Below are 16,722 nucleotides of genomic sequence, written 5' to 3'. Positions count from 1 at the left end.
GTCAATTTGAATGAGTTAATGAGGGATGAACAATGAGGAAAAAAATAATGGTCGTTTTCATTCTTTTTGCAACGCTTTTAACCGGATGTTCCCTAGAAAAGGATCAAGAAGTGATTTCAGATGAAGTAACGATTATTGCTCCAAGCTCAATCGGGGGTGGATGGGACTTAACTGCACGAGCGATGCAAGACGTCTTAATGAGTGAAAATTTAATGGACGAGGATATTCGTTTGTTAAATAAAATTGGAGCTGGCGGTGAGTTAGGGTGGAAATATACGAAACAGCAAAAAGATCATGTATTAGCTATCAATTCCAGCTTGCTCATTACCAATTATTTACTTGGTCAAAGTAAGATCACTTATAAAGATTTTACTCCAATCGCCATTTTGGCTACAGAATGGGAAGTTGTCATAGTTTCGAAAGATTCAACTATAAGTAGTGCAAAAAGCTTAATGGAAAATTTGAAAGAAACTCCGCATGCATATAAGATTGGTGTTTCACCAAGATTAGGGAATGACGATCAGCTCTCTTTTGTATTAGCAGGCAAACAAGTTGGATTACAACCCGAGGAACTTGACTTTTTTATATATGAAAATAGTGCCCAAGTTGTGGATGCATTATTAAAAAAACAAATAGATGTGGCAACAATGACATTAGCAGAGGCTAAAAAATATTATGATTTAGATCAAGTAAAACTGCTCGTGATCTCATCGGATGACAGATTGAAAGAACTTCCTGAAATCCCTACATGGAAAGAAGAAGGAATTGAACTAGTTTTTGAACATTGGCGTGGTATTATGGGACCGCCCAATATGACGAAAGATGAAATTCAGTTTTGGGATAGCACGATTGAAAAAATGGTGCACACAGAAAAATGGCAACAAACGCTAGAGAAGTATATGTGGAAAGATTTTTATAAGAATAGTAGTGAAACATCTAAATTTCTAGAAGAGCAAAGTAAGATGTATGAGGCTTTAATGAAGGTTAATGGGGAAGACTAGCAACACCTGAATAAAATGAACAAAATTGTTTATATAAACTTAATAAAATTTACATTTCTTATTATTTACTTTGTATTATAACAGCTGTATGATAGTGGAAAAGTATACGACAGCAACTTTGTTTTGAATTTATCTACTGTCTCGGTATCGTTACTTTTTAATACACTATTGGGGGAACGGATGAATGTGGATTATAACTGTTTACACGGATGAAGGTAGTATTAAAATGTTTGAATTTGAGGATGAGAAAGAAGCAAGAGATTCAGCTCAAAAGATAACAGATAGTAAAATTCTCTCAAATGTTGTCTATTTTAACGATCGGATTGTAGAAGCTGTAATTTAATGGGGATTGTAAAATGACGAGGTTGACTTAGGGATATATGTGTTAACACCTCCACCGTTTCATGCAAGATGGTTGAGAGGTATAACATGACCCGGGTCAGCCTCGTTTTTTGAATGTAGATGAATAAGTAGGAAAGGGAGGACATCATGACTTTGAGATCGATTATACAGCTGATAAATAAAAGAAAACAAAGCCAACTTCCATTTGTAGAAACTTTACTATGTGGCATAATAGGTGGTTTATTATTCACGTTACTAAATTTACCTTTGTCATGGATGTTAGGACCATTAACGGCTGTTTTTATTTGGAAGCTATTTTCAAAACAGGATTTATATTGGCCTGCAAGCTTTAGAAATGGGGGCCAAATGTTATTAGGTTATAGTATGGGCTTATCATTTACGATTGTTAGTGCGAGACAGATAATTGACCAGTTGCCATCAATGGTCATTATTACCATTCTAATGGTAGCTGTCGGGCTGGCAATTGCTTTTTTTGTTTCCAAGTTAACTGGTATTAATATACCAAGTGCTGTAATGGGAACGACACCAGGTGGTTTATCCCAAATGGTTTTATTGAGCGAAGAGATCAAGGGAGCAGATTCAACGGTTGTTACATTCATGCAAACAATTAGAATGTTAACCGTTATTTTCATTGTACCAACACTATCAATCTATGCATTTTCAAGTGGCGAAACAGAAAAAAGTAAACCTACAATCGATCTAGTAACGCAAACTGGACACGGTAATTTTTTTCAGGTTATTACGGTTATTGCGATTGTTTTACTTATCACTGCTTGTGCGGTTCACTTCAAGTTTCCTACTCCATGGATTATAGGACCCCTACTATCATCAGCTATATTAACTGTAAGTGGCTTTGAAACATTTCAACTACCTCCCATGCTTATCGTACTTGCGCAACTTTGCTTAGGAGTTTATTTAGGTCTTGGAATCAAAATGAATATGTTGAAAAATTGGAAAAGGCTATTGCCATTTTCGGTTATTTCCGGATTATTGATTGTCGGTTTTGCTTTCGTTTTAGCTTATGGCTTACATACAATCTATCCGATTTCAATGACAACTGCATTTTTATGTATAGCTCCAGGTGGTTTACCAGAAATGGGTGTTACGGCTCATACGGTCCATGCAGATGTATCAATGGTTGCCGCTTATCAGTTGTTTCGTGTTTTTTTCATCTTGTTCATCGTGCCGATTTTTTTGAGGTATCTATTTGGTAGACAGGATTTTCTTGAAAGGTCGGTAAAGGCTTAATAGTTGAATGAGCGAATTATCAGAATATAGATTATATGTACGAAATAGCTATAAAGTATTTAAATAACAATATTTTGTAAACGTTTACATAGAGATGCTCCTCCTTTATATTTAAACAATATCTAAATTGTTCAATTATTTTCACATTTGATAAATGACAATTGGGGAGTAGTTATTTGGGGGGAATACTATGTTAGCGATTTTAGGTTTTTCAATGATTGCAGTATTTATGTTTTTAATTATTACTAAACGTATGTCCGCTATGGTTGCCTTAGTTGCAATACCAATTTTGTTTGCCTTACTAGGAGGATTTGGACCAGGTATTGGTGAAATGATGTTAGATGGCATTAAGCAAGTTGCACCGACTGGTGTTATGTTAATGTTCGCCATCCTTTATTTTGGGATAATGATTGATGCGGGCTTGTTTGATCCGCTTGTTGCTAAAATTTTAACGATTGTGAAGGGCGATCCGTTAAAAATTGTGATAGGTACAGCTATCCTTGCGATGATTGTAGCACTTGATGGGGATGGAACGACAACTTATATGATTACCGTTTCAGCGATGCTTCCACTTTATAAGCGAATTGGAATGAACCCGCTTATCTTAACATGTGTTGCGATGCTTTCATTTGGCGTGATGAATATGACACCTTGGGGTGGTCCAACAGCCAGAGCAGTAGCAGCACTTCAGCTAGATGTAGCAGATGTGTTCACACCACTTATCCCTGTCATGGCAGCGGGAATTCTGTGGATTTTATTTACGGCGTTTATTCTAGGGAAAAAAGAACGTAAAAGATTAGGAGTTGCTAAGATTCAATATTCGAAGGAAGAGATGCTTGCTTTAAGTGAGCTAGCTGCGACTTCCACATTGGCAGACTATAAGCGACCAAAATTGTTATGGGTCAATTTTGCATTAACGGTTACTTTAATCATCTGTCTGGTTACTTCTGTATTACCATTATCTACTTTATTCATGATTGCCTTTGTTATAGCGCTTATGATTAACTATCCAAATCTAGATCACCAAAAAGAAAGAATATCTAATCATGCAGGAAATGTACTTGCAGTTGTTGGGCTAGTCTTTGCTTCCGGTATTTTTACGGGAATTTTATCTGGAACAGAAATGGTTGATGCGATGGCAAATAGCTTAGTTGCAATAATTCCAGAGTCTTTAGGTTCCTCTTTTCCGGTCATTACAGCTATAACAAGTATTCCGTTTACTTATTTTATGGCAAATGATCCTTACTATTTTGGAGTATTGCCGATTTTAGCTGAGACTGCGGCAGCTTATGGTGTAGATCCAGTAGAGATTGCACGAGCATCTATATTAGGTCAACCAGTCCATGCGATGAGTCCGTTAATGGCTTCAGCTTACTTGCTAGTTGGTATGGCAGGTGTGGAATTCGGAGATCATCAAAAGTTTATAATTAAGTGGGCATTAGGGTCTTGTTTTGTCATGATTATTGCAGCAATTGTTTTGGGAGTTATTACATTCTAAATTGGAAAACAAGCATAAACAATCATCTCGGCTTTTAAGCTTGAGATGATTTTTTAATTGTTTCCGCCAGTTGGTGCAGAATTTGAACTTGTATAATGAAAGAAATGTCGAGCAAACTGCTTAGATAATCACTAATTGAGGAATATTTCAGTCTAAAACAGGATTCTAAAAAGTGATGGTACAATAGGGATTCAGATAGATTGGGTAGTTTGAAGTCTAATTGAAAGGAAAAACAATCGGAGGTGTTTATATGAATAAAAAATGGACGATTGAACTAATACGGGATTATGTCAAGAAAAATTCAGATAGTGAATTACTATCGAATGAGTATCTAGGGTTCTCTCAAAAACTACAGTTTAAATGTTCGTGTGGAAATGAATTTGAAAAAACGTTTACTAAATTTAAAGGTAGCAATCAGAAAAAATGTTCTAATTGTCAAGAACCTAGGCCTTCTCGATAAATTTTTCGGATATCTAGAAATTTAATAGGCAACTAGTGAAAAAACAGACCAAAGCATTTAAGCCTTGGTCTGTTTTTAGTTGAATGTGATTACGGTAGTAAACTCTCTTGCTCGATATTGTGTAAAAGAGGGCTCGGGTCACCTACGCTATATAGCTGCAAGTAATGCATGGCCCTTGTACAGGCGGTGTAGAATAATCTGCGAAGACCCTCATCGCCGTATACTTGTGCGGATGCATTATAAATGATCACTGCGTCGAATTCGATGCCTTTTGCTAAATAAGCAGGTATGACGACCACGCCTTGTTCATACTCAGTGGAGCCTTTCTTTACGAGCTTAATATCATCCACGCTACTCAGTGCTTCATATGCGCTAATGCTTTCTGCGGTTGACTTGCATATAATCGCAATCGTATTATACTGCTGATTGCGTAAGTCTGCGATTTTAGAAGCGATGGAGCGGTGCAGTTCGGCATGATCTTGCAATTGCGTCAGCACAGGTGGCTCTCCGTCGCGTTCAAAAGCTGTTATACTTTCGCCGTTTGGTACAAGGCGACGTGTAAATTCAACAATTGGTTTGGTGGATCTGTAGCTACGGGTCAAAGTGATCATATCTGTTTGATCTGGTCCATATAAATCTGTAAGCGTGTGGAAATCACTTGTTTCGCTGGCATGGGCGAAGATGGCTTGATTAAAGTCACCAAGTACAGTCATTTTCGCTGCAGGAAATAAACGCTTTAAAAATTCGAATTGAAACGGAGAATAATCTTGTGCTTCGTCCACAATGACATGTTTGATCGAGCTGTTCATCTGAAATCCTTGGATTAACTCTTTTAAAAGTAGAAACGGTGTAGCATCTTCATAATAAAGTTTACCTTGGTCCAGCATTTTTACTGACAATAGACAAATATCATCCCACTTCTCGGGTGTATTTCCATCGATCCACTGTTTGATCTGTGTTGAATCAGTGAAAAGCTGCTTGTAAATTTTTTTCATATGAATAAAATGAAGCGACTGAATTTGTTTCCGCAAGGACTTCAACTTTTTACGCACGATCAAGCGGCCGATTGCTTCGGTCTCGCTTTCATAATTGTCAAGCGTCTCTTCTATAAAGCCTTGTTTTTTTCGTAAAAGAATTCGAGCTTTTTGGTACTCTTCATTACTAAGCAACTCAATTTCTTCTTGCACCCACGGTTGGGTTAGCTCACGTTTCTCCGCTTCATCCATTTGCTTGTTTAGCCATTCCACTAAGTTCTCCAACCTGCTAGAAAAGCGAAGCGATCTGTCACTACTATAAAACCTATCCGTAATTTGTTCAGCTGTAACGATTGGTTTTCCTCTAAATTTAATTCCTTTGAATATCATGCCTGATAATTCCAGTGATTGCCTATATGCTTGAATAGCTTCAAAAAAACGAGGGGATGCCTTGAATCGAATGCTCGCTGTCCTAGCTTGGTAGGAAGGGGTATCCGATGCAGTTAATACAAATTCTAATTGCTCGTAGCTATTCTCCACTTGAAAATCGTCACCTAGTCGATGGTTCAAGTAATCTTGGAATGTAACCTGCTGCATATTCTCTTCTCCGAGCTCAGGCAATACAGTGGAAACATAGCTATTAAACATTGCATTAGGAGAAAATAAAATAATTTGATCGGCTCTTATGCTTTCCCGATACTTGTAGAGCAAGTAAGCAATCCTTTGCATAGCTGCAGATGTCTTGCCACTCCCAGCAGCACCTGACACGATGAGCAAACGCTTATGATCATGCCGTATGATAAGGTTTTGCTCTTGTTGAATGGTGGCAACTATACTGTGTAAATGCTTGTCGGTGCCTTTGCCGAGCACTTGCTGTAAAATTTCATCTCCGATAGTGAGACTAGTATCAAACATCGATTCGATAACACCGTTATGAATGATATATTGCCATTTTTTCTCCAGCATACCGTGGATAATTCCTTCAGGTGTGCTATATTTGGCAGGACCAGGTGAGGAGTCGTAGTAAACGCTAGAGATTGGTGCCCGCCAGTCGTAGATTAGAAAGTTCTCTTCGCTAGTATCCCTAAGTGTGGAAACGCCGATATAAATACGTTCTGCGTTTGAAGTTCCATCCTCGGTGAAATCGATCCGACCGAAATAAGGTACCTCTTGCATGCGGCGCAGTGCGGATAACTTATTGAAAGCTTGTTTATGAGTGCTTTGTGTTATGGAAAGATTTTGAGCCTGTTGTCGCAAACTGATAATCGTCTCTAAATAGTCATCGAAAGTATCGGTGTTTACTTTAACGTCATCCCAAAAGTGTTTACGAAAATCAACGACTTCATTTCGGCGTCGAGTAGTTTCGCCTTCCAGTTTGCTAATTTGTTCCGTAATTGTTTCCATTACACTGTTTACGCGTTCTTGTTCCTGCTGGAAATCTTTACCCATATCAAGCACTCCTTTAAAAATGAATTAATAGTTGACCGATGGAGAATTATGATATATAATTAAATTAGGGAAAATATATATATCATAATAAAGAAAAAGTGTTTCTATACTAATTTACCACAAATTTTAGATTCTATCAATATATATATCGTATATAAAGCAAAAGCTACAATCACCGATTAGAATCGGTGATTGTAGCTTTTTTACGTTTAGAAATTTATAAAATATTATGAGGCGGATTACTTTTTGCTAGTGACATATAGTATCCCAAAGCGGTATAAGGATAAGGCGTCGCTCAGATTTCTTCTGCAAACCACAAGAAATTGCTTATTTATCAGTATCGACTTGCTAGGAAGCACAGTTTATTCTACTTTTATATCCAGAAAGTGGCAAATGGCAACTAGTCAGTTGTTGAGAGCAACCAATTCTATTCCGAAAGCAACCAAACCAGCGTAAGAGCAACCAAGTCTATTCCAAGAGCAACCAAGTCTATTCCAAGAGCAACCAATTTGCCGATGAAAGCAACCATTTTTTCAAAAAACAAGTTGACTTGGGGTGAGACGAAAATGGTTGTGAGGCATTATTCCTATAATATGCAACATTCGATTCGTCGTGCCTGCTATTAAATCGGGGTAGATATAGGAGCTTAGAGCTTTTGATTTTTGTTAGTCATCAATTGTAAGGTATTTTGGTTGAGTATCTTTTTTCGGGATGGTTATTCTTAATACTTCCTTGTGAAAAGTGGTAAGTGCTTCTTTTTCAGGAATTGTAAATGGAAGGGAGACAATCTGCTCTCTTCGTGAATAAAATTGTCTTCTTCCTGTATGTGTTTCATATTTAAACTCCTCCTGAAGGGAGTCCTCAATTCCAATTCGTAACCGGTTGCCGATAATTTCTAACTGGATCTGGTTTCGATTGCAACCTGGTAATGCCACTTCAACTATCACTTCTGTTCCGGTTTCATATGTGCTCACTTGCAAGGAATTAGGAAGCAGATGAGTGTCCAAGTGGTTAAAGAATTGATTGAAAAAAGAATCCACCTGCTGTATCAAATTCCAAAAGGGTTTATCGCTAAAGCCAGTTGTTTCGACGAAGTGATTGTTTTTTTCTGTAGGCAAGTTGTCATTTTCATATGCCATTTTCATGCCTCCTTCAATTATTGATTCTCATGCATAAATTATGTAGAGGCGAAAGAATGGTAGTGGGCTAAAGGTACTGTAATATGTACTGGTGAATAAAATAATCTTTACTTTTTTATGATGATATGGTTTAATTCATAATACCAACTAAATCGTAATTATTACGATTTAGTTGGTATTATTTTGAATGTGTAGCTAGGGAGTTATAGCTGATTAATGGTTTGTGCTTGTGAAAAACATACCGAGGAGGAGCAACCATGAGAGTGAATATTACATTGGCCTGTACAGAGTCGGGCGATCGCAATTATATTACAACGAAGAACAAACGTACCAATCCGGAACGTATTGAACTAAAGAAATATTGCCCACGACTACGCAAAGTAACACTTCATAGAGAAACAAAATAGATATTAAGGGAGGCATTACAATGGCAAAAAAATCGAAAGTGGTCAAAGACAAAAAACAGCGGAAATTGGTCATCCGCTATGCAGAACTCCGGAAGGAATTAAAAGAAAGAGGGGATTATGCAGCACTCGGCAAGCTGCCCAAAAATTCGTCGCCTACTCGATTGAAAAATCGTTGTGAAGTGACTGGGAGACCAAGAGGTTATATGCGCAAATTCAATATGTCTAGGATTGCTTTCCGAGAACTAGCACATAAAGGACAATTACCTGGTGTAAAGAAATCGAGTTGGTGACAAGTTTCGTGTCCTAAAATAAGCGCTTTCGTTCTTCCACATAGCCTTCGGAGAGAAGTACAAGAGACTGTTCTGTTTTTAAATGTGAGGTGAGTAATTTGAATGAACGGCTTATGGAGTTTTTGTTACGAAGTGAGGTAGCAAAGCTTCCAGATGACAAAAGAGAATTTTATCAATTTATTGTAAACACAGAAGATCTTTTAGTGGAAAAAGCAGAGACCGTAGATGAATTTTGCCAGCTATTACTCAAGCATTCACCCTTTCACTTGGCGGTCTCTCGTTTTAACTTGCCTTACGATCAGGTTGTAAGAAGGATGAAAGAAATAGATGGAGAGCTCCATGAAAAAATGGAAGCTCGATGTCAAAAAGTAGAGTGGATAGATTACACCAATCACTTTCCACAAGCAGAGGGCAAACGCATTTTTTTATTTATCAATTAAAAAGTGGAACTAATACTCAAGATGAGCCAAAATAATAGATTATATCCTTTCAAATCGAAATGATTACCGTTTGAAGGAGTGAAATAAGAAAAGAGTAATGATAAAAAGAGAAATAGTGTTATTTAATTTAAATATTTCAGGGGGAAATAGCATGAAGAAAAAGAAAAGTTGGGCTTTTTTTTGTATTGTTGCATTTTTTTCATTAGTTTTGGTGGTATGCAACGTACGAGGCAGCGAAATACATATAGTGGGTAGATTTTGATAGTGAAAAATAAATCTTTTCTTTTCAAACGTTATAAAAAAGCATGATGCGAATTTGCTCATGCTTTTTTATGCGTTCATTAATAAGGCATATAAAGTTCATACACATATGGATCTTCTGGTTGATCTATTCGCTCAATTTCAGTCACTTGGATCATTGGCAATTCCCAGTCATCAACTGTTGTTTTGGATATGACACCAGTTGTGCTTATCCATTCATCCGTGGCAACAGGGTGTGACATATCAGCAGATGCAATAATACCAAAAACCGTAGAGTCTGCGATACAACAAGAGATAGCAAATCGTGCTACGACGAATTGATCTGCTTTTAAATCTGCTTCTTTAAAAACAAAGCCTATCAGTTCTATTTCTTTGCCAACGAAAGCGTCAATATTATTAACAATTATATCCAAAGTGTCTAAGTAATACGCGTCTTTTACGATAATTTTGGAACTGTTTAACAGCTCATTCTTTAATTCTTCCCTATTTTTATATTCCAAATTTGTATCATAGCCTTCATACAAGTTAGGATCTATTACTCCACCACTATCCTCTTCTAAGCTTTCATTATTATACGTATTTTCAGCAATAAGATAAGCGACATCCCCATTTGGTGCAGCCAAGTTGGAGCCATAGTTGATACCCCTTTTTGCTGCAATGGAACTGTCTAAAACGGTATCTGGAAACCAAAAGCCGACAAGCAAAGGTATAAGAAATAGTGAGTAGATGAGTAAGTTTCCAATGAATGAGCCTGCATTATGATGGTCAAAACCACAATTACAAAATAAATCTGTGCGATTTTTGGAGCTGCTGCGCCATATTTGCATAACGCCTAGAACTAGTAATATCAATACCGCAAAATAAGAAAAAGGGATCATTTTAGGCGCAATTAAGTTTTGAATATCTCCAGAGATTAGTAATTTGAAGAGCAACAAGAAAAAACCAATCAAAATAACGCCTCTCAAAAACACATGAAATCGATAATCGGGTTCTTTTCGCATAACTCACCTCACAAAATAAAATGTTGAAAAATCAAAATAACCGCATAAACAGATAGTGTAACAATCACCATGTAGCCAATGACAAATTTAAATTTAAAATAGGCAAAAAGCATAAAGGAACTTTTTAAATCTAACATAGGACCAAATAGTAAAAATGCTAAAAGGGATCCAGTAGGGAAGGTATGAGCAAAAGAGGAGGCAACAAATGCATCCGCTTCTGAGCATAAAGACATTATAAAGCCAAGACCCATCATGACAAGTGGGGAGACAATGTCGCTTGAAGCAAGATTAACTAATGTATCTCGATTGAAAAAAGTTTGAAATAGACTGGCTAAGATTGTTCCGAATATTAAATACTTCCCCATATCAAAAAACTCATCGGTCGCATTAAACAGAAAAATTTTCATTTTGGAACTTTCCTTCGAGTTCACCATATTTACATGACTATCCATAAACTCTGTAGTTGTCCATTTCAACTGATTCGTATTTCGATAACAGAGAAATACGATAAAGCCTATTATAATTGCCAATATAAACGCTAAAATCATTCGCGCATAAGCAATGCCGGGTGTTGACTGGAATGCATAGTAGGTTGAAGCGAAAACGATAGGATTTAAAATAGGAGCCCCGATGACTAGAATAATACCTAAATGCAATGGCATTCCTTTTTTGATCAGTCTTCTTACGACTGGAATAATTGCACATTCACAAACAGGAAAAAGTGCACTTAATAATGCTACTGGTATGATTGCGACAAGTGAATTTCTAGGAATCCATTTTTGCACAGTACTTTCGGATACGAAAGTCTGAATGAAGGCAGAGGCAAATACCCCTAAGAAAATAAAAGGCAATGCTTCTAAAACGATGCTCAAAAATATTGTTCCAGCATTTAACCAAGTTTTAGAAATTTCAAAAGGTATTTCTATATATTCAGCGACCATAAATGAAAATACGATTATACCAAAAATCAAGAAGATAAAGGTTTCTTTCCATAAGGAGATCCTGTTCGCTCGCATGAATTATTCACATCCCTTAAAAAATTGTTCTATTAAAGAATTCCTTCTAATAAATGTCTACAATGTTCATTCATCACTTCATTATTTAAATCAGTTCCGATTAAAATAATAATCGATTTTTTAGGAGCAGTAGTAGGTAGTTTAGTAAATGTCACTTTGTTAGAAGCATATTGAAAGTTTAATAGTTCATAGGTCTGTTCAATTTCAATATATCCTTTTCCTCTTAACACGTTGCTTGGAAGTCCTTTAAACCATTTTTCATAAGATTTTATCGGAAAGGATGGAATATCTTCTAATTTAATGGCTTGTATAATAGAGTGATGATGTTCATGCTCTTTGGCAATATCTGTATTTTGTGGATTCATCAAAAAAGATTGAAATCGTTTTTCAAACAATATATCGTTTTCTACTTGGCCAAATTGACATTGGATGATATTCGATTCGTCTCCGCCCATTTGTATAATTTTACGTATCACCTTTTGTAACTCTTCAGGTCGGATTAGATCAGTCTTATTCAATAATAAAAGACTGCCACATACAATTTGTTCTTTAACTAGCTTGCGCACTTCGCTAGAGCTAGTGAAAATACTTTGATACTCTCTGAAATGGCTAGCATCAATAACTGTAATAATCGACATAATTTCAAATTGGTTTACATAAGGATCGGTCAATAATACTTCTTGTATTTCTAAAGGATTTGCTACACCTGTCCCTTCGATAAATAAAACATCTAGGGGGTTATAATCCATTTCCGCAACTAAATCATTCATCGTCTCTTTTAAATCATCTTGAATCGTACAGCAAATACAACCATTGAGTAGTTCAACTACTTTTCGATCTTCAAACAAATGGCCTTCTACATTTGCTTGACCTAATTCATTTAAAATGATCCCTGGTTGTTGTCCCTTTTTTTTACAATGCTCTAGCATCTTTAATAAAACGGTTGTTTTACCACTTCCAAGAAATCCACTCAAAATATATACAGGAATTTTTGTTTTTAAACTCATTAAACTTCTCCTATCTACTGCAAGTATTTTAATATTCAACAAATTCTATGCACGTTAATTATATGCTAATTATTAAACCGTAATAACTACGCTTTAGGTTAACATTTTACTTCTTCTGTTTTCGTAAGTCAACGTGAAAAAATGTCCCTGTGCAAAAAAAAATTCTGAATTGTTTCTTACACAGGGTGATTATTAAATCCGAAGTATCAATATACTAGAATATTGCAATAGACCCTTCGAATTAACAAGAACAAACAGTAAAAACCAGACCACAGCATTCAGGCAGTGGTCTGGTTTTAATTTGTTCAGATTAAGAATTAGCATCCTGCTCAGCCGCTTGAGCCTTCCGTTGTTTCTTAGACTTTCTAAAATAAAGCAATTCATAAATGCAAGGAATGACAATCAGTGTTAACAACGTCGCCATAGCTAATCCGCCAATTACAACGATTGCAAGGCTTTGGGATACTAAGCTACCTGTTTCGGATTGCTTCAACAATAATGGAAGCATTGCACAAATGGTAGCGAGTGCGGTCATGAAGATCGGTCTCATTCTTGTTGCGGTTGCTTCCACAAGTGCATCGCGGATAATCATTTTTTCTTCGTTTTGTTTCACTCGGTCTAGAAGCACTATTGCATTTGTTACGACGATTCCAATAAGCATTAATGCACCAAGAAGAGCTGTAATATCAACGGAAATTCCGCTAATAAGAATTCCTAAGATAGCTCCGATTGCAGCAAGTGGTAACGAGCAAAGAATGGCGATTGGTGCCTTGATCGATTTAAATGTGATGACCATAATGAAGAATACGATCCCGATAGATACAAGCATGATAAGGAATAAATCTGTAAAATCTTCTGCTTGCTGACTACTAGATCCACCAATTAGTACTTCTACATTATCTGGAATATCCATTCCTTGGTTATCCTTTTCATCTCCGAAAATTTCTACATTAATTGCATTTGAAATTTCCGAGAGCTTTGCAGAGTCGACGGATGCGGTTACTCGAAGATAGGCATCTCCGTCTTTATGGAACTGGCTCGTAGAACGTTCTTCGCTTTTTAATGTAGCGATGGACGATACTGGAACAGGGCCTGATTCGGTCATGACTGGTATATTTTCCAAGTCTTCCGGTGTTTTCGTCACTAGAAGAGGTTCTAGAAATACCGTTTTTTGTTGATTATTTAAACTGATTGTTCCTATTGGTGTTTTATTTAGCATGACACTAAGTTGCCCTGCGATTTGTTCTGTATTTCCTTTAGTAGGATCAACTACAAGGGAGTGCACCGTTTTCTTTTCGTCTTGATTGGTCGTAACTTCTTCTACTCCGTCTATGTTATCCATTTTATCTTTAATAGTTGTTGCTGTTTTTTCTAACTCGACTAAATTTTCACCTACTACATCTATCGTAATAGTTGCGCTAGCTCCTCCCATCATGAAGGACGCTGCAGTAACTTCTAAAAGGGCCTCAGGATATTGATCTTTCTTCTTTTCCATTTCTTTTACAATGACGTCGGTATCTTTTTTATCATGCAATAAAATACTGAAAGATGCTTCCGTCGGAGATCCTACCCATCCATATTGAGCAGCTTCTGCTGGGGAGCCTACTTGTGAAAATACATGTTCTACCTCATCCATTTCTAATATAGAGGATTCGAGTTCGATTGTTTTTTCCTTTATTTCATCGATTGGCGTATCATTGGGGTAGCTTAATGTAGCCACAACATAATCGGCAGAGGAGTTATCGACTGCTCCTTTCGGAATGGCAAAATAAGTACCGATCGATCCTATAAATAGAAAGATAGAAACGACGAAAACAATCCATTTATGATTCAATGACCATGTCACTATTTTGGGAAAGCGAACAGCTGGTTTATGTTCGGGAATTTTCGTGTTCTTTAATAATCCAGCACTCATTAAAGGAACTACCGTCAATGCAACGATTAGCGAAGCGAGTAAAGAATACGTAACTGTTAAAGCGAATGGTAAAAGGAACTCTTGAAGCCCTCCATTTAGTAAACTCATCGGCAAGAAAACGGCAACCGTTGTTAAAGTGGAAGCTGTAATTGCAACACCGACTTGTTTCGTTGCATCAATAATCATTTGTACAGAAAACTTTTCTGTTTGCATTTTACGGAAAATATTTTCAATCACGACAATACTATCATCTACAAGACGGCCAACAGCAACAGCGACACCGCCAAGTGTTAATATATTCAGTGTTACACCTGATAAGGACAGTAAAAATAAGGTGAAACAAAGAGATAGAGGAATGGATACAATCGTTATAAAAGTAGTGCGGATATTTCGTAAGAAAAGCATGATGACAATCGTTGCAAAGAGTGCGCCAAGTAACACTTCTTTTATCATCGTATGAACGGAATTTTCCACTAAATCAGAAGAGGATACGTAAATAACGGATTCCTGTTGGTCATACTTATCGTTGATTTCTTTCGTTACTTTTTCAATTTCTTTACTAATCGTTACTGCATTTGATTGACTATCTTTTGTGATGCTAATGTCTAAGCTATCTTTTCCATTGAAACGGCTTATGAAGTTTGCATCGGTTGTTTCTTGAATCGTTGCAATATCGCCCAAGGTTACATCTGGAGCTACCGTTATTTCTTTTAGTTTTTCCATACTTGTTACATCGCCGATTACTTTAATATTGCTCGTTTTACCATCAATCGTTTTTTCCCCTATTGTGACAGAAGTGTTTTGACCATTGAGAACGCCCATAACTGCTTGAAGTGGGATTTGGTGCTCAGTCAATTTTTCGTCATTTATTTTGACAGAGATGATGGAATCGGTAGTTCCGTATATATCAACATTCGAGACACCTTTGATATCTTGATAAAGAGCATGCAACTCATTGCGTGCAAAGTCTATATTTTCAGCTGTCAATCCGTCTTCAAAAGTGACGGCGATATTCACAATTGGAATCATGGAAGTGTTCAGCTGAGAAATGATTGGCTTGGATACATAGACAGGTAAAGCAACATTATTCATGGCATCCATTACATCTTGTTTTGCTTGTTTCATATCATAGCCTGCTTCAAAGAATAGATCTACTTGGGAAAATCCATCTCCGGTTTTAGAAAAAACAGACGTTTTTCCATTAAGTCCTGTTACTGCCCTTTCTATCGGATCGGTTACCTCGGATTCCATTGTTTTGGAATCCGCACCTTGCCCCATCGAAATAATAGTTACTTGCGGATTATCAGCAGATGGTAAAAATTCCATGGGCAATCTAAAATAACTAACAAGGCCAATTACTAATATTAAAACTGTTAATACAGTGATGGCGGCTTTGTTACCAAAAGCCCACCTGGTGATTGTTGACATAGAAATAATTCCTCCTAAAAGTGACAATTTTTTTAATTAAAATGGATAGTAACTAAAAATTTGTTGTTAACATTGGAAATTTTGCAAAAACTTTACTGGACAAAAAGACTCCTTTCTATTGCTTCGGTTGCTTCTTCATTGTAGGAAATAGAAAAATGTTCCACATTGAACCTTAGAATTATCTTTATCTAAGACCTAAGATGTAGTGTCCTCGTCAACTTAAAAAGTAAGCTAAATGGAAGTTTAGATAATTGCATAAAGAGTTACCCTAAGTGATGTATAATTGGAGAGACAAGACAGGTTGAAACCTCAAGGGGGTAATGCACGATGAATTTTATTACATCATTATTTGATTCACATTTTGACTTATATATAAGACTAGTTGTGGCAACAGTAGTCGGATTTTTTATCGGCTTAGAAAGAGCGGTTAAAGATAAGCCTGCGGGAATTAGAACGCATATATTAGTATGTTTAGGTTCGACATTAGCAATGTCTTTATCGACTTTAAACCAAGGACCTTATATGGATCCGATGCGATTAGCAGCCCAAGTAATAAGTGGAATTGGTTTTCTTGGAGCAGGGGTAATTTGGATAGACAAAGGGAATGTAAAACGTGGACTTACTACTGCAGCAAATCTTTGGATTACTGCTTGTGTCGGTTTGACAATAGGTTATGGAGCATATGATTTAGCTATTATCACCGCAGTCTTAATGTTTATTGCGATGAATTTACCAAAGCTTGCGGTGAAAGTGGGAATATTACCATCAAGAGAAAAAGATGATGATAGTGATGGGGAGTAACCGAATAGTTTAAATAGGATAAAT

General features: G+C 36.7%; 15 protein-coding genes. 9 read left to right on the top strand and 6 right to left on the bottom strand.

Features of this window, described 5'->3' with window-relative positions; translation table 11 throughout:
• The first annotated feature begins 32 nt into the window (after window positions 1–32).
• The 5 genes from AC1DFT_RS01895 to AC1DFT_RS01875 all read left to right on the top strand — a co-directional run bounded on the left by AC1DFT_RS01895 (window position 33) and on the right by AC1DFT_RS01875 (window position 4,570).
• Window positions 33–1,001 carry a tripartite tricarboxylate transporter substrate binding protein gene (locus tag AC1DFT_RS01895; RefSeq protein WP_477917098.1) on the top strand — a complete coding sequence of 323 codons (969 nt, stop codon included), beginning with the start codon at window positions 33–35 and terminating at the stop codon, window positions 999–1,001.
• 184 nt (window positions 1,002–1,185) lie between these two features.
• A complete protein-coding gene (locus tag AC1DFT_RS01890) occupies window positions 1,186–1,344 on the top strand; it encodes a hypothetical protein (protein ID WP_477917096.1) in 159 nt (52 codons plus the stop codon).
• A gap of 146 nt (window positions 1,345–1,490) precedes the next feature.
• A complete protein-coding gene (locus AC1DFT_RS01885; protein ID WP_477917095.1) occupies window positions 1,491–2,612 on the top strand; it encodes an AbrB family transcriptional regulator in 1,122 nt (373 codons plus the stop codon).
• A 190-nt stretch (window positions 2,613–2,802) separates the two neighbouring features.
• Window positions 2,803–4,110, top strand: a complete 1,308-nt coding sequence (locus tag AC1DFT_RS01880) for a CitMHS family transporter (RefSeq protein WP_477917093.1) — start codon at window positions 2,803–2,805, stop codon at window positions 4,108–4,110.
• 250 nt (window positions 4,111–4,360) lie between these two features.
• Window positions 4,361–4,570 (top strand): hypothetical protein, encoded by a 210-nt coding sequence (locus AC1DFT_RS01875; RefSeq protein ID WP_477917092.1) that lies wholly within the window; start codon window positions 4,361–4,363, stop codon window positions 4,568–4,570.
• Window positions 4,571–4,659: 89 nt separating this feature from the next.
• Here the strand turns inward: AC1DFT_RS01875 and helD are convergent, their stop codons facing one another.
• The gene (gene helD / locus AC1DFT_RS01870; protein WP_477917090.1) at window positions 4,660–6,993 is read right to left on the bottom strand and encodes an RNA polymerase recycling motor HelD; all 2,334 of its coding nucleotides are present in this window, start codon (window positions 6,991–6,993) and stop codon (window positions 4,660–4,662) included.
• Window positions 6,994–7,658: 665 nt separating this feature from the next.
• A complete protein-coding gene (locus AC1DFT_RS01865; protein WP_477917088.1) occupies window positions 7,659–8,132 on the bottom strand; it encodes an Hsp20/alpha crystallin family protein in 474 nt (157 codons plus the stop codon).
• 257 nt (window positions 8,133–8,389) lie between these two features.
• On the opposite strand from AC1DFT_RS01865, the gene rpmG reads away from it, so the two are divergent.
• The 3 genes from rpmG (at window position 8,390) to AC1DFT_RS01850 (ending at window position 9,269) form a co-directional block, all read left to right on the top strand.
• Window positions 8,390–8,539: a 50S ribosomal protein L33 gene (gene rpmG / locus AC1DFT_RS01860; RefSeq protein WP_142607317.1), complete on the top strand. Its 150-nt coding sequence runs from the start codon at window positions 8,390–8,392 to the stop codon at window positions 8,537–8,539.
• A 20-nt stretch (window positions 8,540–8,559) separates the two neighbouring features.
• The gene (gene rpsN / locus AC1DFT_RS01855; protein WP_477917085.1) at window positions 8,560–8,829 is read left to right on the top strand and encodes a 30S ribosomal protein S14; all 270 of its coding nucleotides are present in this window, start codon (window positions 8,560–8,562) and stop codon (window positions 8,827–8,829) included.
• Window positions 8,830–8,927: 98 nt separating this feature from the next.
• Window positions 8,928–9,269: a hypothetical protein gene (locus AC1DFT_RS01850; RefSeq protein WP_477917084.1), complete on the top strand. Its 342-nt coding sequence runs from the start codon at window positions 8,928–8,930 to the stop codon at window positions 9,267–9,269.
• Between the two features lie 341 nt (window positions 9,270–9,610).
• Here the strand turns inward: AC1DFT_RS01850 and AC1DFT_RS01845 are convergent, their stop codons facing one another.
• The 4 genes from AC1DFT_RS01845 to AC1DFT_RS01830 all read right to left on the bottom strand — a co-directional run bounded on the left by AC1DFT_RS01845 (window position 9,611) and on the right by AC1DFT_RS01830 (window position 15,897).
• A complete protein-coding gene (locus tag AC1DFT_RS01845) occupies window positions 9,611–10,531 on the bottom strand; it encodes a TIGR03943 family putative permease subunit (protein ID WP_477917082.1) in 921 nt (306 codons plus the stop codon).
• An 8-nt stretch (window positions 10,532–10,539) separates the two neighbouring features.
• Window positions 10,540–11,547 (bottom strand): permease, encoded by a 1,008-nt coding sequence (locus AC1DFT_RS01840; protein ID WP_477917080.1) that lies wholly within the window; start codon window positions 11,545–11,547, stop codon window positions 10,540–10,542.
• Between the two features lie 32 nt (window positions 11,548–11,579).
• Entirely contained in the window at window positions 11,580–12,554 is a 975-nt protein-coding gene (locus tag AC1DFT_RS01835; RefSeq protein WP_477917078.1) for a CobW family GTP-binding protein, read from the bottom strand.
• 310 nt (window positions 12,555–12,864) lie between these two features.
• Window positions 12,865–15,897: an efflux RND transporter permease subunit gene (locus AC1DFT_RS01830; protein WP_477917076.1), complete on the bottom strand. Its 3,033-nt coding sequence runs from the start codon at window positions 15,895–15,897 to the stop codon at window positions 12,865–12,867.
• 327 nt (window positions 15,898–16,224) lie between these two features.
• Between AC1DFT_RS01830 and AC1DFT_RS01825 the strand changes: the two genes are divergently transcribed.
• Entirely contained in the window at window positions 16,225–16,698 is a 474-nt protein-coding gene (locus AC1DFT_RS01825; RefSeq protein WP_477917074.1) for an MgtC/SapB family protein, read from the top strand.
• Window positions 16,699–16,722 lie beyond the last annotated feature (24 nt).

Source organism: Psychrobacillus sp. 05T411 (assembly GCF_056396485.1).
The sequence above is the reverse complement of the archived record's forward strand: the minus strand, read 5'-3'. Positions and strand labels throughout refer to the sequence as shown.